Genomic DNA, 21822 nt, shown 5'->3' with positions numbered 1-21822 from the left:
GGTCAGTCCACGTCGTTCAGCGTCCAGGTGGCGAGCGCGGTGTCGAACGCCTCGCGGGCCTCGGACCAGTCGCGCTCGCGGGCGGTGAAGTAGACGGCGTACTCGGTGCCGTCGTCGGCGATGTACGACTGGTCGGCGGCGTGGACCGTCTCGCCCGCCTCGTCCGTGTACGTGTACTCCCAGATCGCTCCGGGCCGCCCCTGGAAGGTGTTCGCCTCCAGCCGCACCCGCTGGTAGTCGGCCCGGTTCTTGCGGGAGTTGGCCTCCAGGGAGGTGAGGTTCTCCAGCGGCGTGTAGGGGGCGTCGTGGACGACGCCGACCAGGAAGTGGCTCATTCCGGTCGGCCCCGCGTAGGTGATCTGGCCCTGCTTCTCGGAGACGCGCTCCCACCCGGCGGGCACCGCGAACGCGAACCCGGCCGTGTCCACGGCCATTTCGTACCCCTCCGGCACGGTCGGCGCGGTGGTGGGCGCGCCGGCGGCGGCTCCGCCGGGCGCGGGCGTGGCCTCCGGGACCGGTGCCGACTCCGGCGCGGTGGGCGTCTGCGGGGCGGGGGTCGTGCGGGGGGTGGCGGCGCCGGCGGCGGGGTCGGCGACCGGTTCGGCGCCGGGGCGCGGGTGGACCGTGATGCCGGGCCGCGTCTTGTCCTTGAGCATCAGGATGCCGGTGGTGACCCCGCCACCCACGGCGAACGCCACGACGAGCGCCCCGCCCCAGAGCAGCACCCCCCGCCCGCGCCGGGGAGCGCGGGCGGCCTCCGGGGCGCCGGGGTGCGGCGCGCCGGGCCGCTGTGCGTCCGGGTGCCGTACCGGCTCCTGTGCGTCCGGGTGTGGCACGTCGGCGGTGGGCCCGCCCGGTGCGGGGCCCGTGGGCGCGGGACCTGCGGGCGCCGGGCCTGCCGGCGCGGGACCTGCGGGCGCCGGGCCGCCCGGTGCGGGGCCCGTGGGCGCGGGACCTGCCGGCGCGGGGCCGCCCGGTGCGGGGAACGGGGGCGTCGTCGGAGCGCCCGGCTGCGGCGGCACCCGGGGCGGCACCGTCCCGCCCCGGCCCGGCCCGCCGGGGCCGCCCGTACCGCCCGTCAGGCGCAGCAGGTACGGCGCCGCGAGGACCGCGCCCGCCACCCACAGCAGCCCGAACAGCAGCGCGTCCGGGACGCTCGGGGCCACCTCGAAGTACCCGTCGGCGCCGAAGTCGTCGTACTCGCCCGCCAGTCGGATGCCGATCCCGCTCGCCCCCGTGACGAGCAGGTACAGCGCGAGGAACAGTCCGCCGGCCAGCGCCTGCCCGCCCCGCCCCGCGACCCGGCGAGCGGCCCACAGCCCGGCCGTCAGCGCGCAGACGGCGCCCAGGGCGAGCAGCCCGGCCACCGCGCCGCCACCCCATTCGTCGCCGACCTCGCCGAGGCCGACCGTGCCGTGCTCCGCGCCCGAGCCGAGCAGCCCGAACCGGCCCCGCAGGTCGTACTCGACCGGCGCGCCCCAGGCGATGGCCAGGACGGTGGCGCCGAGGTTCGGCAGGATCGTCAGGGCCAGCAGGAGCGCGGTGCCGTCGACGCCGTCGGTGTTGGCGTACACGACGAAGCCGACCAGCGCGCACAGCGCCAGCACGACGCCGAGGGCGCGGGTCGCCGCCCCCAGGGCGCGTACCGCCGCGAGGGCTCCGGGCCGTACGGCCAGCCGGCGGGCCAGGTCGTCGCGCTGGAGCACCCCGGCCGTCACCGCCAGGGCCAGGGCGAGGGCCACCAGGGCGGCCGTCACGGGCGAGGCCGACACCGCGACCCCGGCGATCTCCGGCTGGGCGAACAGCCCGAGCAGCAGGACGGCGCCCGCCGCGGGCAGCGCGACCCGCACGGCCGCGTCCGCCCCGGCGCCCCGCGCGCGCAGCCTCCGGGCGGCGAGGTACAGCGCGCCGATCCACAGGAAGGTCACCGTCAGCGGGACGAGGGACAGTTCGGCGCCGCCCCGCGCGAGCGCGGCGTCGGAGCCGTACCCGTAGCCGCCGTCGTGGAAGCCGGACCCGTCGCCGTCGTCGTACCGGAAGCCGGGCGTGGCCGCCTCGAGCGCGAAGCCGCCGCCGAACGCCTGGAGCAGCAGCGCCAGCGCGATCCGCAACCGGGCGCTCCATCCGACGAAGACGTCGTCGCCCGGGTCCTGGCCGTACGAGGGGACCGCCAGGGCGACCGCGAGCGCGAGGAGCAGCCCGGTCGGCCAGGCGGCGGCCCGCAGGGCGGGCGCCCAGGCGCCCCGGAACGCGCGGCGCAGGAACACGGCGGCGGGCGAGGGCGGTACGGGTCCGGGGGCGTATCCGGGAGGCGGCCCGGCCGGTCCGCCGGGCGGAGGGACGGGCACCTGGCCCGGCGCGTACGCGGGCGCGGGGCCGCCCGGCGCGTACGCGGGGGCCTGTCCGGGGCCGTACGCGGGCGGGGCGGGCGCACCGGCGGGCGGAGGGCCGGCGGGGCCACCGGTGGGCGGCGGGCCGGCGGGCGGGGGCGGGGCGGCGGGTGCGGCGGGGGCATCCGGCGGTGCGGCGGGCCCGGACGCCGGGGCGCCGCGCTCCCGGCCGCAGTTCATGCAGAAGCGGGCCTCCTCCGGGGAGGAGGTCCCGCAGTGAGGGCAGGGCGACGCCATGGGCTGCTCCGGATGCCGGGAGACGGGGTCGGGCCCCTATCCTCCCCGCTGGCGACGCCCCGTCAAATCCCTTACCCGTCCAGCGGCTTGTAGCCCCGGTGCAGGGCGACGATGCCGCCCGACAGGTTCCGCCAGGCCACCTTGGACCAGCCGGCCTTCTGGAGCAGCCCGGCCAGCTCCCGCTGTCCGGGCCAGCTCTGGATGGACTCGGCGAGGTACACGTACGCGTCCGGGTTGGACGACACGGCGCGCGCGACCGGCGGCAGCGCCCGCATCAGGTACTCCTCGTACACCTTGCGGAACGGCGCCCAGGTCGCGTGCGAGAACTCGCAGATCACGACGCGTCCGCCCGGCCGGGTCACCCGGTACAGCTCGCGCAGCGCCGCGTCCGTGTCCTGGACGTTGCGCAGCCCGAAGGAGATGGTCACCGCGTCGAAGGCGCCGTCGCGGAACGGCAGCCGCATCGCGTCGCCGGCCGTGAGCGGCAGCCAGGGGTGGCGCTTCTTGCCCTCGCGGAGCATGCCGAGGGAGAAGTCGCACGGCACGACGTACGCGCCCTCCTCCACGAACGGCAGCGAGGAGGTGCCGGTGCCGGCCGCCAGGTCGAGGACCCGCTGGCCCGGCCGGGCCTCGACGGCCCGCGCCACCTCGCGGCGCCAGCGCCGGTCCTGGAAGAGGGAGAGCACGTCGTTGGTGAGGTCGTAGTTCGCCGCGACGTGGTCGAACATCGTGGCGACTTCGTGCGGCTGCTTGTCCAGCGTTGCTCGGGTCACGCGCCCCATTCAAGCAGGCGGCCCGGCACGGCCGGCGCCCGGTCGGCCGCGCGTCGGGGACGCGGTACGGGCCTTGGTGGGGGGCCTTGGTGGGTTTCGGTACGGGCCGCCTGGTCCGGTCCTAGGGCCGGGCGGCGGACCGGGGCGCGGGCCGGGGCGCGGGGCCGGGCGGCAGGCCGGGGCGCGGGCCGGGCGGCGGACCGGGGCGCGGGGGCCGAAAGGGCGGCGCCGGGGCCGCCGTTCACGCCGCGCGGTAGACCAGCCGCCCGTCCAGGACGGTGGCCACGCAGGCGGAGGCCCCCCGCGCGGGCAGCTCCGCGAGGTCCGGTACGTCGAAGACGGCGAACCGGGCCGGTCCGCCCGCCCGCAGCGGCCCCGCCCACACGACGGGCCCGCCCGAGGCGAACGGGTCCGGCGACGGCACCCCCTCCGGCCGCCCGTCGCGCGGGACGACGCCGAGACCGGCGCGGCGCACCGCGTCCCGTACGGCAGGGGTGCGGGGCTCGCCCGCGACGGCGACCGTGCCGTGGGCGAGGAGCCGCTGCACGCCGCGCCGGGCGCTGCCGCCCCTGCGCGCCTCGGCCGGGGCGAGCGCCGCGAGGGCGGCCCCGGTGATCGGCTCGGTGCCCAGCTCGTCCGCCTCGCGCGGGTCCGGGTGGTACGCCTCTTCGAGCAGCTCGGGGCCGTACGGGTTGATCAGGCCGGGGGTGAGCACACCGGGCCAGCGCCGGACGCGGGCGCCCGGACGGGCGGCGATCAGCTCCTCGTACGGGCCGACGGCGGCGATCAGGGCGCCGTCGACGGCGACGCCCCGCCCACCCGCCGTGTGGATCGTCAGCACGCGCGGATCAGTTGGCGTCGAGGAGCTTCAGCTCGGGGTGGGCCGTGCCGCCCTCGATGGCCGTGGACGAGATGTGCGAGACGACGCGGTCGTCCACCGGGTCGTTCGCCGGGTCGTCGTGGACGACGATGTGCTCGTACGTCGTCGTCCGCTGCGCCGGGACGCGGCCGGCCTTGCGGATCAGGTCGATGATCTCCAGCCGGTTGGATTGGTGCCGGGCGCCGGCGGAGGAGACGACGTTCTCCTCCAGCATGATCGAGCCGAGGTCGTCGGCGCCGTAGTGCAGCGACAGCTGGCCGACCTCCTTGCCCGTGGTGAGCCAGGAGCCCTGGATGTGGGCGACGTTGTCGAGGAACAGCCGCGCGATGGCGATCATGCGCAGGTACTCGAAGAGCGTGGCCTGCGTGCGGCCCTTCAGATGGTTGTTCTCCGGCTGGTACGTGTACGGGATGAACGCGCGGAAGCCGCCCGTCCGGTCCTGCACGTCGCGGATCATGCGCAGGTGCTCGATGCGCTCGGCGTTCGTCTCGCCGGTGCCCATCAGCATCGTGGAGGTGGACTCGACGCCCAGGTTGTGGGCGATCTCCATGATCTCCAGCCAGCGCTCGCCGGACTCCTTGAGCGGGGCGATCGCCTTGCGCGGCCGCTCCGGCAGCAGCTCGGCGCCCGCGCCCGCGAACGAGTCGAGGCCCGCGGCGTGGATGCGGCGGATGGCCTCCTCGACGCTCACGCCGGAGATCCGCGCCATGTGCTCGACCTCGGACGCGCCCAGGCTGTGGATGACGAGCTGCGGGAACGCCTCCTTGATGGCGGCGAAGTGCTTCTCGTAGTACTCCACGCCGTAGTCCGGGTGGTGGCCGCCCTGGAACATGATCTGCGTGCCGCCCAGCTCGACCGTCTCGGCGCAGCGGCGCAGGATGTCGTCGAGGTCGCGGGTCCAGCCCTTGGCGGTGTCCTTGGGCGGGGCGTAGAAGGCGCAGAACTTGCAGGCCGTCACGCAGACGTTGGTGTAGTTGATGTTGCGCTCGATGATGTACGTCGCGATGTGCTCCGTACCGGCGTAGCGGCGGCGCCGGGCGGCGTCGGCGGCCGCGCCGAGGGCGTGCAGCGGCGCGGAGCGGTAGAGGTCGAGCGCCTCCTCCGGTGTGATCCGCCCCCCGGCGGCGGCGCGGTCGAGAACGGACTGGAGGTCGGCCTTCTCGGTCACCGGTTGCGTACCTTTCGCCTGCTTGCGGACGGACCGGACCAGCCTACGCCAGCGCCCTGACGGCTATTCCGCGCGGTCCAGGGTGGCGCGGGGCCGCCCGGCGGCGGCGTCGTCGGACACGTAGTGGAGCTTGCCGTCCTCCAGCCGCAGGGTCACGGTGTGGGTGCCGCCGGTGCACACGCCCGTCGAGGCGTCGCTCGCGGAGCCCTTGGTGACGAGGGTGTCGGCGGTGGCGGTGCGCAGGACGAGGGTGTCCTCGCAGATGAAGTTGCCGAGGATGTCGTGCTGGCGGACGCGGCCGACCTCCTGCCCGGCCCGGCCGCCCTTGAGCGTCACGGTGAAGGTGCCGGCCGGGATGTCCCCGATGGCGCCGGTCCCGGCGGTGGCCCGGCCCTTCCACGTGCCGAGGAACGCCCTGGGGACGCCGGCGCCCGCGGGGGCGGTGGAGGCGGCGGTCGTCCCGCCGCCGGCGGCGGGCGGCTGCTGGGCGGTGTCGTCGGTGCCGCCGCCCGGCAGGAGGTCGAACAGGACGGCGGCGCCCACGGTCACGGCGGCCAGCGCGCCCGCCACGGCGAGGGCGACGGTGCAGCTCAGCCGCCGCCCGCCGCGGGGCCCGGCGGGCTCGGAACCGGCGGTGACGGACACCGAGACGGGGTGCCTGCGGGGCGGCGGGACGGCGTCCATGGTCGGCACGGAGGCGTCGTCGGCCCGCCCGGCTGGGGCCCGCCCGGCTGCGGGCTGCCCGGCGGGGGCGGGCGGGTTGCCGGGGACGGGCGGGGTGCCGGGGACGGGCGGTGCCGCTGCGGCCGCAGGGGCCGGGACGGCCGGGTCGGGGGCCGCGGCCGGGTCGGGGGCCGCGGCCGGGGCGGTGGGCGCGGGCCGGGCGGTGGGCGCGGGCGGGGCCACGGCGGCGCTGCTGAACGGCACGGGGCCCGACGCGCCCCCGTCCACCGCCTCCCGCGCCGGCTCCAGGTCGAGGAGCCGTACGGCCGCGCGGCTGACCTCCTCCACCACCACCGCCGGCAGCCATCCGCCGCCCGGGGTCCCGCCCGGCTCCGCCCCGCCGGCGTCCGGGCGCGGGGCCAGGCGCGCGGCCAGCTCGGCCGGGGCGGGGCGCGCCGCCGGGTCCTTGGCGAGGCACGCGGCGACGGTGTCCCGCAGCGGTCCGGTCAGCGCCGGGTCGAGCTCGGGTTCCTCGTGGACGACCTTGTACAGCAGCGCCGCCGACGAGTCGCCCGAGAACGGCGCGGTGCCCGTCGCCGCGTACGCGAGGACCGCGCCCAGCGAGAAGACGTCGGACGCGCCGGTCACCCCGGTCCCGCCGGCCTTGCCGAGGATCTGCTCCGGCGACATGTAGCCGGGCGAGCCGACGGACACCCCCGTGGAGGTGAGCGACGCGGTGCCGTCCAGGGCGCGGGCGATGCCGAAGTCGATGAGCCGGGGGCCGTCGAGGGCGAGCAGCACGTTGGAGGGCTTGACGTCCCGGTGGACCAGGCCGTGCGCGTGGACGGCGGCGAGGGCCTCGGCGAGACCGGCGCCCAGCACCCGCACGGACCGTTCGGGCAGCGGCCCGTGGGCGGTCACGGCCTGGGTGAGGGAGGGCCCGGCGACGTACCCGGTGGCGATCCAGGGCACCGGAGCGTCCGGGTCGGCGTCCAGCACGGGCGCGGTCCACCGGCCGCCGACCCGCCGGGCGGAGTCGACCTCGCGGCGGAACCGGGCGCGGAACTCCTCGTCCAGCGCGAAGTGCGGGTGCACGGCCTTCACGGCCACCGTGCGGCCGCCCTCGCTGCGGGCCAGGTAGACGCGGCCCATGCCGCCCGAACCCAGCCTGCCCAGCAGCCGGTACGGGCCGATCGCCCGCGGCTCGTCCGCCTCCAGCGGTCGCATCCGCCCGCTCCCCCCGCTCCGGTGCCCGTACTCGTCCCCGTACCGCCACGCCCGCACGACGGCCCGCGGCGCCACGCCCGCACGACGGCCCGCGGCGCCACGCCCGCACGACGGCGCGCGGCGCCACGCCCGTACGGCGGCCCGTGCCGCAACACCCGCACGTACGGCGGCCCGTGCCGCACCACCCGCGCGTACCGCGGCCGCCCGCCCGTACCGCGTGCCGGACAGCAGCGTAGAGCCCCCGGTGGGCGGGATCACGGGGATTGGCCGCGCCGCCGGGCCAACCGGTCCGCCCGCGGCGCCATCTATCCGGCCGTAGTCCGGAAGAGCCCCCGCACCTGCCGGAGACCGCAAGCACCGCCCACCCGAACCCGGAGTGCACCACCATGAAACGTCCGCTCACGCCCCTCGTCGCCGCCGCCGTCCTCGGCTCCCTCGCGCTGACCGCGGGCTGCTCGGGGGAACCCGTCTCGTTCGACACCCCGCCCGCGGGCGCCTCGGCGCCCGCGCGGGCGGACGGCGCCCCGCCGGCCGGGCCGTCCGCGCGGCCGGGGCAGCCCCCAGTCCCGGCGACGCTGATGCCGACGGGCCCGAAGGCCGAGTTCACGACCGAGAACACCGTCGACGACGGCACGAAGATCGGTGTGACGACCCTGGAGGGCCGCAAGTCCGGCTTCACCGGCAAGGTGTGGGTGTGGGCGCCGCCGCAGTATTTCGAGCCGCGGTACGCGAACAGCGGCTTCCCCGTGCTGATCGCCCTGCCCGGCGGCAACGGCTACCCGAAGAATTACTGGATGGGCACCGACCTGAAGCTGCAGAGCAGCATCAGCAGGTGGTCCAGGGAGGGAAAGAGCCTGCCGTTCATCGTCGTGATGCCCGTGCTCAACCCGGACGACAAGCACTACTACGACGGCAGCGACATCCCGGGCCACGAGAAGATGGGCACCTGGATGACGGAGGACGTTCCCGATTTCGTCAGGGCGAATTTCCGTACCTTCGACTCACGTGACGGCTGGGCGTTCATGGGCTCGTCGTCCGGCGCGTTCGTGGGGCTGAAGTCGGTGCTGAAGCATCCGGAGAAGTTCAAGGCGGTGATCGCCTCGGGGCCGGACACGGTGCCGGACTCGCCGCTGTGGGCCGGGCACGAGGCGGAAAAGGCCGCGAACAACCCGGAAAAGCTGGCCGCGGCCCTCGCCGCGCGGCCCTCGTCACCCGACAAGGACGTGTATCTGGCGTTCCAGATCGGCACGGAGGAGTCGGGCCTGGCGAACCTGCGGTCGTTCATCCGGAACTACGGCAAGGGCCCGGTGAAGACCCGGCTGGAGATCATCGAGGGCGGCGGCCACAACGCGCGGACGTATGTGAAGGGCATGGGCGACGGCTCCGTCCAGTGGATCAGCGAGCACATGCAGGGCCCCGTCCCGTCCTCCTGACCGCCCCCGCGTCACCCCTCCCCGCCGCCGAGCAGCTCCACCCGCACGTCGGCGGGGAACCCGGTCGTCGGTCCGGTCCTGCGGGCGAACTCCCGCACGCCGGCCAGCTGGTCGGTGCCGAACCGGAAGTCGAGCGTGGTGAAGTACCGTTCCAGCAGTTCGGCGTCGAACGCCTCCCAGCGCGCGGCCTGCTCGGCGACCTTGCCGACCTCCTCCAGCGACAGGTCCCGCGACGCCAGGAACGCCTCGTGGACCTTCCGTACGACGGCGGGCTCCCGCTCCAGGTAGTCGCGGCGCACGGCCCACACGGCGAACACGAACGGCAGTCCGGTCCACTCCTTCCACATCAGCCCCAGGTCGTGGACCTGGAGGCCGAGCCGCGGCGCGTCGTGCAGGGAGGCGCGCAGCGCGGCGTCGCCGATCAGCACGGCCGCCTCGGCCTCCTGCATCATCACGCCCAGGTCGGGCGGGCAGGTGTAGTAGTCGGGGGCGACGCCGTACCGCTCGGCGAGCAGCAGCTGCGCGAGGCGCACGGAGGTGCGGGAGGTGGAGCCGAGCGCGACCCGGGCGCCGTCCAGCCGCTCCAGGGGCAGCTGGGAGACGATCACGCACGACATGACGGGCCCGTCGCAGCCGACGGCGAGGTCGGGGAAGGCCACCAGCCGGTCGGCGTGGCGGAGGTACTCCACGAGGGTGATCGGCCCGATGTCGAGGTCCCCGTCGACGAGCTGCTCGCTGAGCCGCTCGGGCGTGTCCTTGGTCAGCTCCAGGTCGAGCAGCGTGCCGGTGCGGGCCAGTCCCCAGTAGAGGGGCAGGCAGTTCAGGAACTGGATGTGCCCGACGCGCGGCCGGGTCCGCCGAGATTTGTCCACATCGCGAGGCTAGTCCCCGCCCGGCCCGCGCCGTCTCACCGGGTGGACATGCCGGGGGCCCGGACCCGCTTCCGCCGACCCGGACCCACTTCCGCCGACTTCAAACATCCTGACGACTTCTCGATGGGGTGATCTTTACCTCTACCCATCCGCCGAGACAGCGTGCTAGGCTCGACGCAAGTTGCAGTTTGGTTTCCCTTGCAGTACAGAGCCTGCGGAGCATGTGACCCGCAGGCTTTTGTAGTTTTCAGACTTCTTTGCAGGTTCTGGAGCAGGGCAACCCTTTGGCCCAAGGAGGGCTTATGGCTACCGGAACCGTCAAGTGGTTCAACGCTGAAAAGGGCTTTGGCTTCATCGCCCAGGACGGCGGCGGCCCGGATGTCTTCGTCCACTACTCCGCGATCAACGCGTCTGGCTTCCGCTCCCTCGAGGAGAACCAGGTCGTGAACTTCGACGTCACGCAGGGCCCGAAGGGCCCGCAGGCGGAGAACGTCACCCCGGCCTGATTGGGCAGGGTCGGCGATCGCGCACGACTTAGCAGTACCTAAGGGGTCCGCCTTCCGCATTTCGATGCGGAAGGCGGACCTCTGCCTTTGTTTCCAAGAATGTCCCCTCGCGCTGCGCCCCGGTCGGCCTACCCTGGCCGTATGACGGACCGCAAACCCCCCGGGGTGTCCTTCGAGTCCTGGGTCGACAAGCAGATCCGCGAGGCGACCGAACGCGGCGAGTTCGCCCGGCTCTCGGGCCTGGGCAAGCCCCTCCCCGACGACACGGCGCCGTACGACGAGCTGTGGTGGGTGAAGGGCAAGATGAACCGCGAGGGCCTGTCCGCCCTCCCGCCCACCCTGGCGCTCCGCAAGGAGGCCGAGGACGCCCTGGAGGCGGTCGGCCGCGCGGTGTCCGAGTCCCAGGTGCGCCGCATCGTCGCGGAGATCAACGAGAAGATCGACGCGGCCATCCGCCGCCCGCCCCCGGGCCCGCCCCTGAACCTAACCCCCTTCGACGTGGAAGCCCTCCTCACCGACTGGCGCGCGTCCCGCGACGCGGGATCCTGACCGGCTTTCCCCGCTGTCACCCGATGAGCGCCACAGGTGCGAGCCCGGCCCCGTCCGGCTACACGGCGGCTGACCTCGCGGCCCGCGCGGCCCCGTTCAGCTGGGCCGGGCGGGCCCGCGCGTAGGGCCGCCGGGGGTCAGTCGTGCGGGGGCAGGGACGGGTGGGTGAGGCGGAGGAGGGTTCGGGCGGCTTCGTGGGCTGTGGCGTCCGGGGTGGTGTTGGCCCAGTCCGCCAGCGACTCCGCCGCGCCCACCAGGGCGTGGGCCAGGGCCGTCGCCGCGCGGGGCGTGCGGGGCCCGGTGGACGCCGTGGTGATCAGGGACGTGACGTACCGCGTGAGTTCCGCCCGCAGCGCCGCCACCTCCGCGGCGAACGGCTCGCCGTGGGTGCGGGCCTGGCGGTGCAGCAGCGCCCAGCCGTCGGGGTTGCCGGTCGTGTGGGTGAAGAACGCCATCAGCACCGACCAGATCCGCCGCTCCACCGGACCGCCCGGTTCCGCGTCGGCCGCGCCGGACAGGACGGCGGCCTTCAGCGCGGCGGCCTCCCGGCGCAGGCACACCGTGAACAGGTACTCCTTGGAGTTCAGGTAGAGGTACACCAGCGGCTTGGACACGCCCGCCAGTTCGGCTATCTCCTCCATGGACGCCGCCCGGTAGCCGCGCCGGCCGAAGACCCGCACGGCCGCGTCCAGCATCTGCCGCTCCCGGATCGCCCTCGGCAGCCGCTTCGGCGCGGGTGGCGGCGGGGTCGCCGTGCCCGCTCGTGGTGAGGCCGCCGTCCCCGCTCCGCGCCCGTGGCCGTATCCCGTGCCGTCGCTCGCCTTGTTCAAGCCCCCGCCCTTCCCGTACGCGGCGCCGCGCTCCCGCGGCGCCGCTGATCAACGACCGGACGCCCGTGCCCCCGCCGGGATCCGGCGGGGGCACGGGCGACGCGGGGAGGGCGGCCTGCGTCAGGCCGCGGCGGTGGCCGTGGCCTTGGCCGGGGACGCCTCCCGCGTCTCGTACCCGTCGACCGGAGAGGCCGACGCCGAGTTGTACGCGTCGAGGTCGAGGATCTTCTCACGCGCGGCGACGATCACCGGGACGAGCGCCTGGCCGGCGACGTTCGTGGCCGTGCGCATCATGTCGAGGACCGGGTCGATCGCCATGAGCAGGCCGACGCCCTCCAGGGGCAGGCCCAGCGTGGACAGGGTCAGCGTCAGCATGACCGTCGCGCCGGTCAGGCCCGCCGTGGCGGCCGAGCCGATCACCGACACCAGGGCGATGAGCAGGTACTCCTTGACGCCGAGCTGCACGTCGAAGATCTGCGCGATGAAGATCGCGGCGAGGGCCGGGTAGATCGCGGCGCAGCCGTCCATCTTGGTCGTCGCGCCGAACGGGACGGCGAACGACGTGTACTCCTTCGGCACGCCGAGCCGCTCGGTGACCTTGACGGTGACCGGCATGGTGCCGACGGACGAGCGGGAGACGAAGGCCAGCTGGATCGCGGGCCAGGCGCCCTTGAAGAACTGGAGCGGGTTGACCTTGGCGACGGTGGCCAGCAGCAGCGGGTACACACCGAAGATCACGAGCGCGCAGCCGATGTAGACGTCGGCGGTGAACGTGGCGTACTTGCCGATGAGGTGCCAGCCGTACTCGGCGATGGCGTAGCCGATGAGGCCGACGGTGCCGATCGGGGCGAGGCGGATGACCCACCACAGGGCCTTCTGCAGCAGCTCCAGGACGGCCTCGGCGAAGGTGAGGATCGGCTGGGCCTTCTCGCCCAGCTTCAGCGCGGCGATGCCGGCGACGGCCGCCATGAAGACGATCTGCAGGACGTTCAGCTCGGTGAACGGCGTGATGACGTCCGTCGGGATGATGCCCGTCAGGAAGTCCAGCCAGGAACCGGCGTTCTCCGGCTTCTTGCCGTCCTTCGGGGTGAGGCCGGTGCCGGCGCCCGGGTCGGTGAGCAGGCCGAGGACCAGGCCGATGACGACCGCGATCAGCGACGTGATCATGAACCAGAGGAGGGTGCGGGAGGCCAGCCGGGCGGCGTTGTTGACCTTCCGCAGATTGGTGATGGACACCAGGATCGCGAAGAAGACCAGCGGGGCGACGGCCAGCTTCAGCAGCTGGACGAAGATGTGGCCGACCTTGTCGAGCGTGGTGTACAGCCACTGGACGTCGTAGCTGCGGGTGATCCAGCCGAGGATCACGCCGAGGACGAGGCCGGCGACGATCTGGGCCCAGAAGGGCACCTTGGGTATGCGGCGCGGGGACGCGGACGCGGGCGCGGACACGGACACACTCCTGGAGGGCGTGAGGGGGTACGGATTGCGGGCTTCTCGCTGGGGCCTACCCGGACGGGGCGCGGCTTACGGCGCCGGCGCACGGCGCCCGCCCCACGCGGGGGGCGGCGGCGCGGCCGGGCGGGCCCAGGGGGCTGAGCGGGCGGAGGCTCAGACCTCGCGGCGGCGACAGGCCGCGGACGCGCAGAGGCACAGATCGACGTGCAGGCGCGCCACGAGCGGGACGCTCGCGGTCGTGTGGCGGTGGCGCACTGCGGTCTTCATGGGAGAAACGTTAACACCTGAACTTTGAGAACCTCAAAGGCATTCTTTGACAGGCGGGCGCGGGCGGATGCCTGCGAAAGACAACACCCCGGCCGGGAACGAGTGTTCCGGTCCGGGGTGGTGGCGGTGGTGCGGGGTGTTGTGACGTACGCGACAGGCCGCCGCGGGGGCGGCGGGGCCGGTGGCGTCGTCACACGCCGTCCTCCCGCGTGCGGTTGGCCTCCAGGCGGGCCTTGGCGGTGCCGACCTTCTCGACGATCTGCTCCGACATGGCGTCGCGCTGCCGCCGCAGCAGGACGAAGCTGAGGGGCGCCGACACGACGATGGAGAGCAGGAGCACCCACAGCGCGTTGGAGTCGCCGAGCCCGCGCGGGATGAGGCCGAAGTACACCAGCGCGTAGAGGACGACGAAGCAGCCGGCGAAGACGCCGAGGCGCATGAGCGTGTACTTGAGGGTGGCGCTCGACCTGGTGGTGGCGGTCACGATGGGCCTTCTTCCTTCTCCGTACTCCGTACCGCGTGTTCTGCCCGACTAGTGAAGCACGGGCCGGAATGGATCAGTTCAAGGGGAGCAGCATGAGGATGTCGTCCCGGTACTCGCCCTCGCCGAGCCGGATGGCGTCCGGGGCGCGGCCGATCTCCTTGTAGCCGCACGAGGCGTAGAACCGCTCCAGGCCGAGGCCGCCGCGGCAGGTGAGCCGGATCGCCTCGATCCGGCCGCCCTCGCCGTTGTCCAGGCCCCGTACGGCGTCCTCGCAGGCGGCGAGCAGGGCGCGGCCGTACCCCTTGCCGTGGTGGCGGGGGTGGACCATGACCGTGTACAGCCACACCCAGTGGGTCATGAGGCGGTGGGTGTTGAAGGTGATGAACGCGGTGGCGGCGACGGTGCCGTCCGGCTCGAAGCCCGCGAGCAGCCGCATGCGGCCCGCCTCCAGCGCGGCCTGGTGCTCGCGCCACTGCGGGCGGATGTCGTCGGGGGTGACGGGCGGTACGAAGCCGACGGCGCCACCGGCGTTGGTGACGTCCGTCCACAAGCCGAGGACGCCGTCGCGGAGGTGCCGGTCGACGGGCGGGTCCAGTACGAAGGTGAGCGCCATGCCTCCGACGATAGGGCGCCTGCGGCCCGGCGGCGGACGCGGGCGGCGGTCCCGGGGGCGCGGGCGGTTCAGCCGAGGACGCGGGCGGCGACCCGGAGGTCCGTGACGAGGCCGTCGTACAGGGCGTCGCGGTCGTCGGCGCGGAGGACGGCGGAGGGGTGGATGGTGGCGACGAGGCACTCTCCGCGCTCCTCGTACGGCAGGAGCACGCCGCGCTGCTCCGTCACCCGGAACCGGGATCCGAGCAGGGCCTTTCCGGCGGTCGCGCCGAGGGCGACGAGGACGTCCGGGTCCAGGAGGCGCAGCTCCGCGTCGAGCCAGGGCTTGCAGGCGGTCATCTCGCGGAGCGTGGGCGACTTGTGGATGCGGCGCTTGCCGCGCTCGGGGACCTGGGTGAACTTGAAGTGCTTGACGGCGTTGGTGGTGTACGTGTCGTCCGGGTCGATGCCGGCGTCTTCGAGGGCCCGGTCGAGGAGCCGGCCGGCCGGGCCGACGAACGGCTTGCCCTGGCGGTCCTCCTGGTCGCCCGGCTGCTCGCCGATGAGGAGGACGCGGGCGTGGGGGTTGCCCTCGCCGAAGACGGTGCGGGTGGCGGGGGCGTGCAGGGGGCAGCCCTCGCAGGCCGCGGCGGCTGTGCGCAGGGCGTCGAGGTCTTGGGCGTCGTCCGGCACGAAGGGGGTGGCGTCGTACGCCTCCTCGGGGCTGCTGCTCCTGGCCATGCCCGCCGGGTACCCCCTCCCCCGGGCCCCTCACGCCCCTGCCGGCACGCCCCTGGGCCTGCGGCCGCGTCCGTCCCGTCGCGGGCGGTCGTTTCGCCCCGGCGGAACGACTGCCCGCGACGTGGCGGGGCGCCAGGCCCCACACCTGTCGACGGGCCGCCCGGGAGGTCAGAGGCGCATCGGCTGGGGGGACTCGCGGCGGGACTCGTCGGGGCCCGGGTACTCCCGGATGATCTCGTACCGCGTGTTCCGCTCCACCGGCCGGAAGCCCGCGTCGCGGATCAGCTCCAGCAGGTCGTCCCGCGTCAGCTTGTTCGGCGTCCCGTAGTTGTCCGCGTCGTGCGTGATCTTGTACTCGACCACCGACCCGTCCATGTCGTCCGCGCCGTGCTGCAGCGCGAGCTGCGCGGTCTGGAGGCCGTGCATGACCCAGAAGACCTTCACGTGCGGGACGTTGTCGAACAGCAGCCGGGAGACCGCGAAGGTCTTCAGCGCCTCGGCGCCCGTCGCCATCGTGGTCCGCGCCTGGAGCCGGTTGCGGATCTTGCCGTCCTTCATGTCCACGAAGTCGTGCTGGTACCGCAGCGGGATGAAGACCTGGAAGCCGCCGGTCTCGTCCTGCAGCTCACGCAGCCGCAGCACGTGGTCGACGCGGTGGCGGGGCTCCTCGATGTGCCCGTAGAGCATGGTGCTCGGGGTCTTCAGGCCCTTGGAGTGCGCGAGCCGGTGGATGCGCGACCAGTCCTCCCAGTGGGTGTCGTGGTCGACGATGTGCTGCCGGACCTCCCAGTCGAAGATCTCCGCGCCGCCGCCGGTCAGCGACTCCAGGCCGGCGTCGATCAGCTCGTCGAGGATCTCGGACGCGGGCATGCCGGAGATCTTCTCGAAGTGGTGGATCTCCGTCGCCGTGAACGCCTTCAGGGAGACGTTCGGCAGGGCCTTCTTCAGCTCGCTCAGCGACCGCGGGTAGTAGCGCCACGGCAGGTTGGGGTGGAGGCCGTTGACGATGTGGAGCTCCGTGAGGTTCTCCGACTCCATCGCCTTGGCGAGGCGGACGGCCTCCTCGATGCGCATCGTGTACGCGTCCTTCTCGCCCGGCTTGCGCTGGAACGAGCAGTACGCGCACGAGGCCGTGCACACGTTCGTCATGTTGAGGTGGCGGTTGACGTTGAAGTGCACCACGTCGCCGTTCTTGCGCGTGCGCACCTCGTGGGCGAGGCCGCCGAGCCAGGCGAGGTCGTCCGACTCGTACAGGGCGATGCCGTCCTCGCGGGTCAGCCGCTCCCCGGACCGGACCTTCTCCTCCAGCTCGCGCTTGAGCCCCGCGTCCATACGGCACTGCCTCCCACTGCCTCGACCCAACGTCACCTGCGGCCCAACGGGCCCCACCCACCGTACTCCCCCGCTCCGACGGCGACGGCGGCACCCGCCACCGTCGGGCGGTCTACTCCTCGCCGGGCAGGTCGCCGACCCGGTTCTCCCACTTGGTGGAGAGCACGATCGTGGTGCGGGTGCGGGAGACGCCCTTGGTGCCGGAGAGCCGGCGGATGATCTTCTCCAGGCCGTCCACGTCGCTGGCGCGGACCTTGAGCATGTACGAGTCGTCGCCCGCGATGAACCAGCAGTCCTCGATCTCCGGCAGGTCCTTCAGCCGGCGCGCCACGTCCTCGTGGTCGGCGGCGTCCGACAGGGAGATGCCGATCAGGGCGGTCACGCCGAGGCCCAGCGACGCGGCGTCGACGGTCGCGCGGTAGCCGGTGATGACGCCGGCCGCCTCCAGGCGGTTGATGCGGTCGGTGACGGAGGGCCCGGAGAGCCCCACGAGGCGGCCGAGCTCGGCGTACGAGGCCCTGCCGTTCTCCCGCAGAGCCTGGATGAGCTGCCTATCCACGGCGTCCATATGCCTGAAGCCTTCCATTAATCAGCAATCCAGCAAGTACAGGTGTAGAATCTAAGGCACGCAGGGGCTGTTTCCCTGCGATTCACTCAATCGATCAACGACGATCCTTCAGGAGATGACACTCACCGTGTACACGATCGAGATGGCCTACGCCCACATGCGTTCCATGCAGGAGCAGGCCCATCGCTCGCGTGTCCGCAAGGCAGCCGTCGCGGCCCGCCAGGAGGCGGCCGCCGACCGGCGCACCACCACGATCCGCACGAAGAAGCGCTGACCTCCCGGCCGGCCCTCCCGCCGGCCCTCCCGCCGCCCCCGGCGCGCGGCCGGGCAGCGGCGGCCTAGGGCCTGTCTTTCGGATCTTCCCGGGGCCGCGGGGCCTGGCACGCACGTCTGCGGCGTTGTCGTCGGTCGCCAGTGCTCCGCAATGGCTCCCTCCTCCGCCTTGCATCCGCACGCACCATGCCCCGCTCACCCGCAGGCAAAGACACCGCGCCACGGAGTCGGGCTGATCCGAAAGACAGGCCCTAGGACCGTCAGTCCTTCCGGGAGCCACCGAGCTCTCCCTTCCAGCGGCGGTACAGCCGGTGCGGCACCCCTGCCGCGTCCAGCACCCGCCCGGCGACGAAGTCCACCAGGTCCTGGATGTGCGTCGCCCCCGCGTAGAACGCCGGAGAGGCGGGCAGCACCACGGCGCCCGCCTCGTCCAGCGCCACCAGGTGCTTGAGCGTCTGCCCGTTCAGCGGGGTTTCCCGCACGGCCACGACCAGTGGGCGGCGCTCCTTCAGCACCACGCTCGCCGCCCTTTGCAGCAGGTCCTTCGACAGGCCCAGCGCGACCCCGGCCACACAGGCCGTCGACGCGGGCACGATCAGCATCCCCTTCGCCGGGTACGACCCGGACGAGGGACCGGCCGCGAGATCGCCCGCCGCCCAGTGCCGCAGGTCCGCCCCCGCCACGTCCACGTCGAAGGTGCGCGGCTTGCCGTCCGCGCCGCGCGCCAGCCATTCCTCCAGGTCCTCGCGCCAGTGCGCGTCCCGGAAGGAGATCCCCGTCTCGTCCAGCAGGGTCAGCCGCGACGCGCGGGACACCACCAGATCGACGCTCTCCCCCGCCGCGATCAGTCCGCGCAGCACTGCTGCCGCGTACGGCGTCCCGGACGCCCCGGACACTCCGACGACCCACGGACGACGACGCTGCTCCTCTACCGGCTCCACGCCGACGAGCCTATCCGCCCGCCCCCGCGGGTCACCGCGCGCGGTGGCCACCCCGGCCCCCGGTACGGACGGTGAACGCCCCCGGAACGGGCGGGGGCGCAGGCGTGCGGGGAGCGGGGCGTCAGGCGTCCGGGTCCACCGGCAGGCCGCTGGTGTCGATCGTCAGCCGGCCGATCCCCGTGTCCACGACGACCTTGCCGCCGTACGGCAGGAGGTCCCGGCCCCGGTAGCCCTCGGGGCCCGGATTCCAGCGGGTGGCGATGTGGCCCTTGCACGGGTCGAGGATCAGGTAGTGGCCGATGCCGCGGGCCGCGTACTGCCGGTCCTTGACCTCGTAGTCGTTGCGCACGCTGCTCGGCGAGACGACCTCGATGACCAGTTCGATGAGATCGGGCGAGTAGGCGCTGCGGTTGCGGTTCTTCTCCGCGGCCGGGATGAGGGCGAGGTCGGGGCAGAACTCGAACTCCCCGCTGAACGGGAAGGCCACATCGCTCACCAACCCCCACTCGGGGGCCAGCTGCTGGTTCAGCTGGGCCCAGACCATCAGGATGGTCTCGTTGTGGAACGGGCGAAGCGGACTCACCATGATGTTGCCCTCGACGATCTCGGTCCGATGGCCGGGGAACATGTCCTCGAACCGGCTGAGCCGCGAGTGCAGGTGTTCGGTCTGCGAGGTGGTCACGTCAGCCTCCCTGTCCTGCCCCCGATGGTGGGCCAGACGGTATTCAGACGGTCAGACCACGCGCCACGAGATCGATCAGGGAGAACCCGAAAAGGGCTATCCCGATGAAGCCGTTGACCGTGAAGAACGCCCTGTTCAGGCGGGACAGGTCGCCCGGCCGCACGATCGAGTGCTCGTACAGGAAGGCCCCCGCGACGATCGCCAGGCCCACCCAGAACCACGGCCCCGCGCCGGTCAGCAGCGCGTACCAGACGAAGAGGCCCGTCGTCACGACGTGCGCCCCGCGCGCCCCGTACAGGGCGGCCGGGATGCCGAAGCGGGCCGGCACGGACATGACGCCGTGCGCCCGGTCCGCGTCCACGTCCTGGCAGGCGAAGATCAGGTCGAAGCCGCCGATCCACACGCCGACGGCGAGGCCCAGCACCACCGCGTCCCAGGACCACGCGCCGGTCACCGCGAGCCAGGCGCCGACGGGGCCCATGGCCTGGGCGATCCCGAGGATCGCGTGCGGGAAGTTCGTGAACCGCTTGCCGTACGGATAGACGACCATCGGGACGACCGCGACCGGCGCGAGCATCAGGCACAGCGGGTTCAGCAGCGCCGCCGCGCCCAGGAAGACGGCGAGGGCGACGAGCGCGCCGGTCCACGCGGAGCGCACCGACATCGCGCCGGTGACCAGCTCGCGACCTGCGGTGCGCGGGTTCCGGGCGTCGATCTCCCGGTCGATGATCCGGTTGCACGCCATGGCGAACGTGCGCAGCCCCACCATGGCGACGGTGACGAGCAGCAGCGTCCACCAGTCCACCCGGCCGCCGTCCCGGTACATGGCCGTCAGGGAGGCGATGTACGCGAAGGGCAGCGCGAAGACCGAGTGCTCGATCATGACCAGCCGCAGGAAGGTCTTGACCCTGCCGGGGGCGGCGGGCGCCCCCGGCAGGGGACCGGCCGGGCCGGTCACGCCGTCGGTGGCCGTCATGAGTCGAGGCTCCCCAGGAACGCGTCGAGGTCGGCCAGCAGCTCGGCGGTGGGCACGGGACCCGTCTCCACCGTGCGCGGCCCGTAGGTGTCGGGGGCGTCGGCGTCGGGCGGGGTGACGTGCGCGGTGTACGTGTACGCGGCCTCGCCGGCCGGGCGGGCGTCCAGGCGCAGCACGGCTCCGCCGTCGACGGTGAACGGGCCGGGGGTGGCGCCGGGCGCGGAGGCGGCGGCCAGTTCGGCGCGCAGCAGCTCGGCGAAGCGGGCCGGTTCGGCGTCCCGGACGCCGGGAAGCTCGAAGCCGCCGCCCTCGCCCTCGGTTTCCGTCATGACGGCCCACACGCCTCCGGGGCCGGCGAACTCGGCCGGGTCGACGCCCGCCTGCTCGGCGGCGTGCCGCACCCCCGGGTCGTCCGGGTCCAGTTCGGGGCGGACGAGGGCGACGTACGCGGTGTCGGTGCCGATGAAGAGGGCGGGGCCGCCCACGGGCACGGGGCTCACAGTCCGTACTCCTTCCAGCGCCGGGTCACCTTCGCGGCGACGGCGGGGTCGGACTCGACCATCTCGGGCCAGCCGCCGTCGCGGACGTAGCCCTCCTCGGGCCACTTGCGGGTGGCGTCGATGCCGGCCTTGCCGCCCCAGAACTTCTGGTAGGAGGCGTGGTCGAGGTGGTCGACGGGGCCCTCGACGACGGTCAGGTCGCGGGAGTAGTCGACGTTGCCCAGCGCGCGCCAGGAGACCTCGTGCAGGTCGTGGACGTCGCAGTCGGCGTCCACGATCACCACCAGCTTGGTCAGCGACATCATGTGGGCGCCCCAGACGGCGTGCATCACCTTCTGGGCGTGCTTGGGGTACTTCTTGTCGATCGAGATGATCGCGCAGTTGTGGAAGCCGCCGGACTCCGGCAGGTGGTAGTCCACGATGTCCGGGACGATGATCTTCAGCAGGGGCAGGAAGAACCGCTCCGTCGCGCGGCCCAGCGGCCCGTCCTCGGTCGGCGGGCGGCCGACGACGATGGACTGGAGCAGCGGGCGGCGGCGCATGGTGACGCAGTCGATGGTGAGGGCGGGGAACTCCTCCTGCGGCGTGTAGAAGCCCGTGTGGTCGCCGAAGGGCCCCTCCGGCAGCATCTTGCCGGGCTCCAGCCAGCCCTCCAGGACGACCTCCGCGTTCGCGGGGACCTGGAGCGGGACGGTCTTGCAGTCCACCATGTCGATGCGCTTGCCCTGGAGGAACCCGGCGAACAGGTACTCGTCGATGTCCTCCGGCAGCGGCGCGGTCGACGCGTACGTCACGGCGGGCGAGGTGCCGAACGCGATGGCGACGGGCAGCCGCTCGCCGCGCCGGGCGGCGACCTGGTAATGGTTGCGGCTGTCCTTGTGGATCTGCCAGTGCATGCCGATGGTGCGGCGGTCGTGGCGCTGGAGGCGGTAGAGGCCGAGGTTGCGCACGCCGGTCTCGGGGTGCTTGGTGTGGGTGAGGCCCAGGTTGAAGAAGGACCCGCCGTCCTTGGGCCAGGTGAAGAGCGCGGGCAGCTTGTCGAGGTCCACCTCGTCGCCGCGCAGCACGACCTCCTGCACGGGGGCGTCCTTGACCTTGCGCGGGGGGACGTGGGTCATGGCGCCGAGCTTCCCGAACGCCTCGCGCACCCCGACGAACCCGCTGGGCAGCTCCGGCTTGAGCAGCCCGCCGATCTTCTCGCTGATCTCGTCGTACGAGGAGAGGCCGAGGGCCTTGAGGAGGCGGCGGTCGGTGCCGTACACGTTCATCGCCAGGGGCATCGACGAGCCCTTGACGTTCTCGAACAGCAGGGCGGGGCCGCCGGCCTTCTGGACCCGGTCGACGATCTCCCCGATCTCCAGGTGCGGGTCGACTTCGGCTTTGATGCGCTTGAGGTCGCCGTCTCGCTCCAGGGCCCGGAGCAACGAGCGAAGATCGTCGTAAGCCATGCCCCCCAGTATCCCGGAGGCGCCCCTCCGCCCCGC

The 21822-nt window shown here is 73.5% G+C and carries 22 protein-coding genes; 4 read left to right on the top strand and 18 right to left on the bottom strand.

Going from position 1 to position 21822, the window contains the following annotated elements; genetic code table 11:
* Positions 1 to 2: 2 nt before the first annotated feature.
* The 5 genes from ACSUPT_RS17440 to ACSUPT_RS17420 form a co-directional block, all read right to left on the bottom strand.
* Positions 3 to 2570, bottom strand: a complete 2568-nt coding sequence (locus tag ACSUPT_RS17440) for a hypothetical protein (RefSeq protein WP_436944878.1) — start codon at positions 2568 to 2570, stop codon at positions 3 to 5.
* A gap of 128 nt (positions 2571 to 2698) precedes the next feature.
* Complete coding sequence (locus ACSUPT_RS17435; RefSeq protein ID WP_436944877.1) at positions 2699 to 3400, bottom strand: demethylmenaquinone methyltransferase; 702 nt, start codon at positions 3398 to 3400, stop codon at positions 2699 to 2701.
* Between the two features lie 241 nt (positions 3401 to 3641).
* Positions 3642 to 4241 (bottom strand): hypothetical protein, encoded by a 600-nt coding sequence (locus ACSUPT_RS17430; protein ID WP_436944875.1) that lies wholly within the window; start codon positions 4239 to 4241, stop codon positions 3642 to 3644.
* Between the two features lie 7 nt (positions 4242 to 4248).
* Positions 4249 to 5448 (bottom strand): cyclic dehypoxanthinyl futalosine synthase, encoded by a 1200-nt coding sequence (gene mqnC, locus ACSUPT_RS17425; RefSeq protein WP_436944874.1) that lies wholly within the window; start codon positions 5446 to 5448, stop codon positions 4249 to 4251.
* 63 nt (positions 5449 to 5511) lie between these two features.
* The gene (locus tag ACSUPT_RS17420; RefSeq protein ID WP_436944873.1) at positions 5512 to 7338 is read right to left on the bottom strand and encodes a serine/threonine-protein kinase; all 1827 of its coding nucleotides are present in this window, start codon (positions 7336 to 7338) and stop codon (positions 5512 to 5514) included.
* Between the two features lie 386 nt (positions 7339 to 7724).
* Between ACSUPT_RS17420 and ACSUPT_RS17415 the strand changes: the two genes are divergently transcribed.
* Complete coding sequence (locus tag ACSUPT_RS17415) at positions 7725 to 8771, top strand: alpha/beta hydrolase (RefSeq protein ID WP_351966722.1); 1047 nt, start codon at positions 7725 to 7727, stop codon at positions 8769 to 8771.
* Between the two features lie 11 nt (positions 8772 to 8782).
* Here ACSUPT_RS17415 and ACSUPT_RS17410 read toward each other — a convergent pair whose 3' ends face one another.
* The gene (locus ACSUPT_RS17410) at positions 8783 to 9643 is read right to left on the bottom strand and encodes a menaquinone biosynthetic enzyme MqnA/MqnD family protein (protein ID WP_351966721.1); all 861 of its coding nucleotides are present in this window, start codon (positions 9641 to 9643) and stop codon (positions 8783 to 8785) included.
* Between the two features lie 302 nt (positions 9644 to 9945).
* Between ACSUPT_RS17410 and ACSUPT_RS17405 the strand changes: the two genes are divergently transcribed.
* Positions 9946 to 10149 (top strand): cold-shock protein, encoded by a 204-nt coding sequence (locus tag ACSUPT_RS17405; protein WP_003967102.1) that lies wholly within the window; start codon positions 9946 to 9948, stop codon positions 10147 to 10149.
* A gap of 141 nt (positions 10150 to 10290) precedes the next feature.
* The gene (locus tag ACSUPT_RS17400; protein ID WP_436944871.1) at positions 10291 to 10698 is read left to right on the top strand and encodes a DUF1992 domain-containing protein; all 408 of its coding nucleotides are present in this window, start codon (positions 10291 to 10293) and stop codon (positions 10696 to 10698) included.
* 137 nt (positions 10699 to 10835) lie between these two features.
* On the opposite strand, the gene ACSUPT_RS17395 is transcribed toward ACSUPT_RS17400, so the two are convergent.
* The 7 genes from ACSUPT_RS17395 to ACSUPT_RS17365 form a co-directional block, all read right to left on the bottom strand.
* Complete coding sequence (locus ACSUPT_RS17395; protein ID WP_351966744.1) at positions 10836 to 11393, bottom strand: TetR/AcrR family transcriptional regulator; 558 nt, start codon at positions 11391 to 11393, stop codon at positions 10836 to 10838.
* Positions 11394 to 11648: 255 nt separating this feature from the next.
* Entirely contained in the window at positions 11649 to 12983 is a 1335-nt protein-coding gene (locus tag ACSUPT_RS17390) for a dicarboxylate/amino acid:cation symporter (protein WP_436944870.1), read from the bottom strand.
* Between the two features lie 457 nt (positions 12984 to 13440).
* On the bottom strand, positions 13441 to 13689 hold the full coding sequence (locus ACSUPT_RS17385; RefSeq protein WP_399217126.1) for a DUF4229 domain-containing protein: 249 nt from the start codon (positions 13687 to 13689) through the stop codon (positions 13441 to 13443).
* A 118-nt stretch (positions 13690 to 13807) separates the two neighbouring features.
* Positions 13808 to 14347, bottom strand: coding sequence for an N-acetyltransferase family protein (locus tag ACSUPT_RS17380; RefSeq protein WP_436944868.1), 540 nt, complete (start codon positions 14345 to 14347; stop codon positions 13808 to 13810).
* A gap of 68 nt (positions 14348 to 14415) precedes the next feature.
* On the bottom strand, positions 14416 to 15066 hold the full coding sequence (locus ACSUPT_RS17375) for a UdgX family uracil-DNA binding protein (RefSeq protein WP_361661055.1): 651 nt from the start codon (positions 15064 to 15066) through the stop codon (positions 14416 to 14418).
* A 168-nt stretch (positions 15067 to 15234) separates the two neighbouring features.
* A complete protein-coding gene (gene mqnE, locus ACSUPT_RS17370; protein ID WP_351966713.1) occupies positions 15235 to 16398 on the bottom strand; it encodes an aminofutalosine synthase MqnE in 1164 nt (387 codons plus the stop codon).
* 112 nt (positions 16399 to 16510) lie between these two features.
* Positions 16511 to 16966 (bottom strand): Lrp/AsnC family transcriptional regulator, encoded by a 456-nt coding sequence (locus tag ACSUPT_RS17365; RefSeq protein WP_351966712.1) that lies wholly within the window; start codon positions 16964 to 16966, stop codon positions 16511 to 16513.
* A 115-nt stretch (positions 16967 to 17081) separates the two neighbouring features.
* Here ACSUPT_RS17365 and ACSUPT_RS17360 point away from each other — a divergent pair, with 115 nt between their 5' ends.
* Positions 17082 to 17240, top strand: coding sequence for a hypothetical protein (locus tag ACSUPT_RS17360; RefSeq protein WP_351966711.1), 159 nt, complete (start codon positions 17082 to 17084; stop codon positions 17238 to 17240).
* 259 nt (positions 17241 to 17499) lie between these two features.
* Here ACSUPT_RS17360 and ACSUPT_RS17355 read toward each other — a convergent pair whose 3' ends face one another.
* The 5 genes from ACSUPT_RS17355 to ACSUPT_RS17335 form a co-directional block, all read right to left on the bottom strand.
* Positions 17500 to 18180 carry a UbiX family flavin prenyltransferase gene (locus tag ACSUPT_RS17355; protein WP_351966710.1) on the bottom strand — a complete coding sequence of 227 codons (681 nt, stop codon included), beginning with the start codon at positions 18178 to 18180 and terminating at the stop codon, positions 17500 to 17502.
* A gap of 121 nt (positions 18181 to 18301) precedes the next feature.
* The gene (locus tag ACSUPT_RS17350) at positions 18302 to 18862 is read right to left on the bottom strand and encodes a Uma2 family endonuclease (protein ID WP_365727726.1); all 561 of its coding nucleotides are present in this window, start codon (positions 18860 to 18862) and stop codon (positions 18302 to 18304) included.
* Positions 18863 to 18905: 43 nt separating this feature from the next.
* Positions 18906 to 19838, bottom strand: a complete 933-nt coding sequence (mqnP, locus tag ACSUPT_RS17345) for a menaquinone biosynthesis prenyltransferase MqnP (protein WP_436944865.1) — start codon at positions 19836 to 19838, stop codon at positions 18906 to 18908.
* Positions 19835 to 20338, bottom strand: a complete 504-nt coding sequence (locus tag ACSUPT_RS17340) for a hypothetical protein (RefSeq protein ID WP_436944863.1) — start codon at positions 20336 to 20338, stop codon at positions 19835 to 19837. The genes mqnP and ACSUPT_RS17340 overlap by 4 nt, the downstream gene beginning before the upstream one ends.
* Entirely contained in the window at positions 20335 to 21786 is a 1452-nt protein-coding gene (locus ACSUPT_RS17335; protein ID WP_361661066.1) for a menaquinone biosynthesis decarboxylase, read from the bottom strand. The genes ACSUPT_RS17340 and ACSUPT_RS17335 overlap by 4 nt, the downstream gene beginning before the upstream one ends.
* Between the last annotated feature and the right edge of the window lie 36 nt (positions 21787 to 21822).

It is taken from the genome of Streptomyces sp. SudanB25_2051 (assembly GCF_964272635.1).
Taxonomy (GTDB): Bacteria; Actinomycetota; Actinomycetes; order Streptomycetales; family Streptomycetaceae; genus Streptomyces.
This window is presented reverse-complemented; position numbering and strand designations above follow the sequence as displayed.

What these genes read in the sequence shown, in the direction of transcription:
- ACSUPT_RS17440 (WP_436944878.1), bottom strand. Translation starts at nt 2,570, where the DNA reads ATGAACTGCGGCCGGGAGCGCGGCGCCCCGGCGTCCGGGCCCGCCGCA.
- ACSUPT_RS17420 (WP_436944873.1), bottom strand. Translation starts at nt 7,338, where the DNA reads ATGCGACCGCTGGAGGCGGACGAGCCGCGGGCGATCGGCCCGTACCGG.
- ACSUPT_RS17415 (WP_351966722.1), top strand. Translation starts at nt 7,725, where the DNA reads ATGAAACGTCCGCTCACGCCCCTCGTCGCCGCCGCCGTCCTCGGCTCC.
- ACSUPT_RS17405 (WP_003967102.1), top strand. Translation starts at nt 9,946, where the DNA reads ATGGCTACCGGAACCGTCAAGTGGTTCAACGCTGAAAAGGGCTTTGGC.
- ACSUPT_RS17400 (WP_436944871.1), top strand. Translation starts at nt 10,291, where the DNA reads ATGACGGACCGCAAACCCCCCGGGGTGTCCTTCGAGTCCTGGGTCGAC.
- ACSUPT_RS17395 (WP_351966744.1), bottom strand. Translation starts at nt 11,393, where the DNA reads ATGCTGGACGCGGCCGTGCGGGTCTTCGGCCGGCGCGGCTACCGGGCG.
- ACSUPT_RS17385 (WP_399217126.1), bottom strand. Translation starts at nt 13,689, where the DNA reads ATGCGCCTCGGCGTCTTCGCCGGCTGCTTCGTCGTCCTCTACGCGCTG.
- ACSUPT_RS17380 (WP_436944868.1), bottom strand. Translation starts at nt 14,347, where the DNA reads ATGGCGCTCACCTTCGTACTGGACCCGCCCGTCGACCGGCACCTCCGC.
- ACSUPT_RS17375 (WP_361661055.1), bottom strand. Translation starts at nt 15,066, where the DNA reads ATGGCCAGGAGCAGCAGCCCCGAGGAGGCGTACGACGCCACCCCCTTC.
- mqnE (WP_351966713.1), bottom strand. Translation starts at nt 16,398, where the DNA reads ATGGACGCGGGGCTCAAGCGCGAGCTGGAGGAGAAGGTCCGGTCCGGG.
- ACSUPT_RS17365 (WP_351966712.1), bottom strand. Translation starts at nt 16,966, where the DNA reads ATGGACGCCGTGGATAGGCAGCTCATCCAGGCTCTGCGGGAGAACGGC.
- ACSUPT_RS17360 (WP_351966711.1), top strand. Translation starts at nt 17,082, where the DNA reads ATGACACTCACCGTGTACACGATCGAGATGGCCTACGCCCACATGCGT.
- mqnP (WP_436944865.1), bottom strand. Translation starts at nt 19,838, where the DNA reads ATGACGGCCACCGACGGCGTGACCGGCCCGGCCGGTCCCCTGCCGGGG.
- ACSUPT_RS17335 (WP_361661066.1), bottom strand. Translation starts at nt 21,786, where the DNA reads ATGGCTTACGACGATCTTCGCTCGTTGCTCCGGGCCCTGGAGCGAGAC.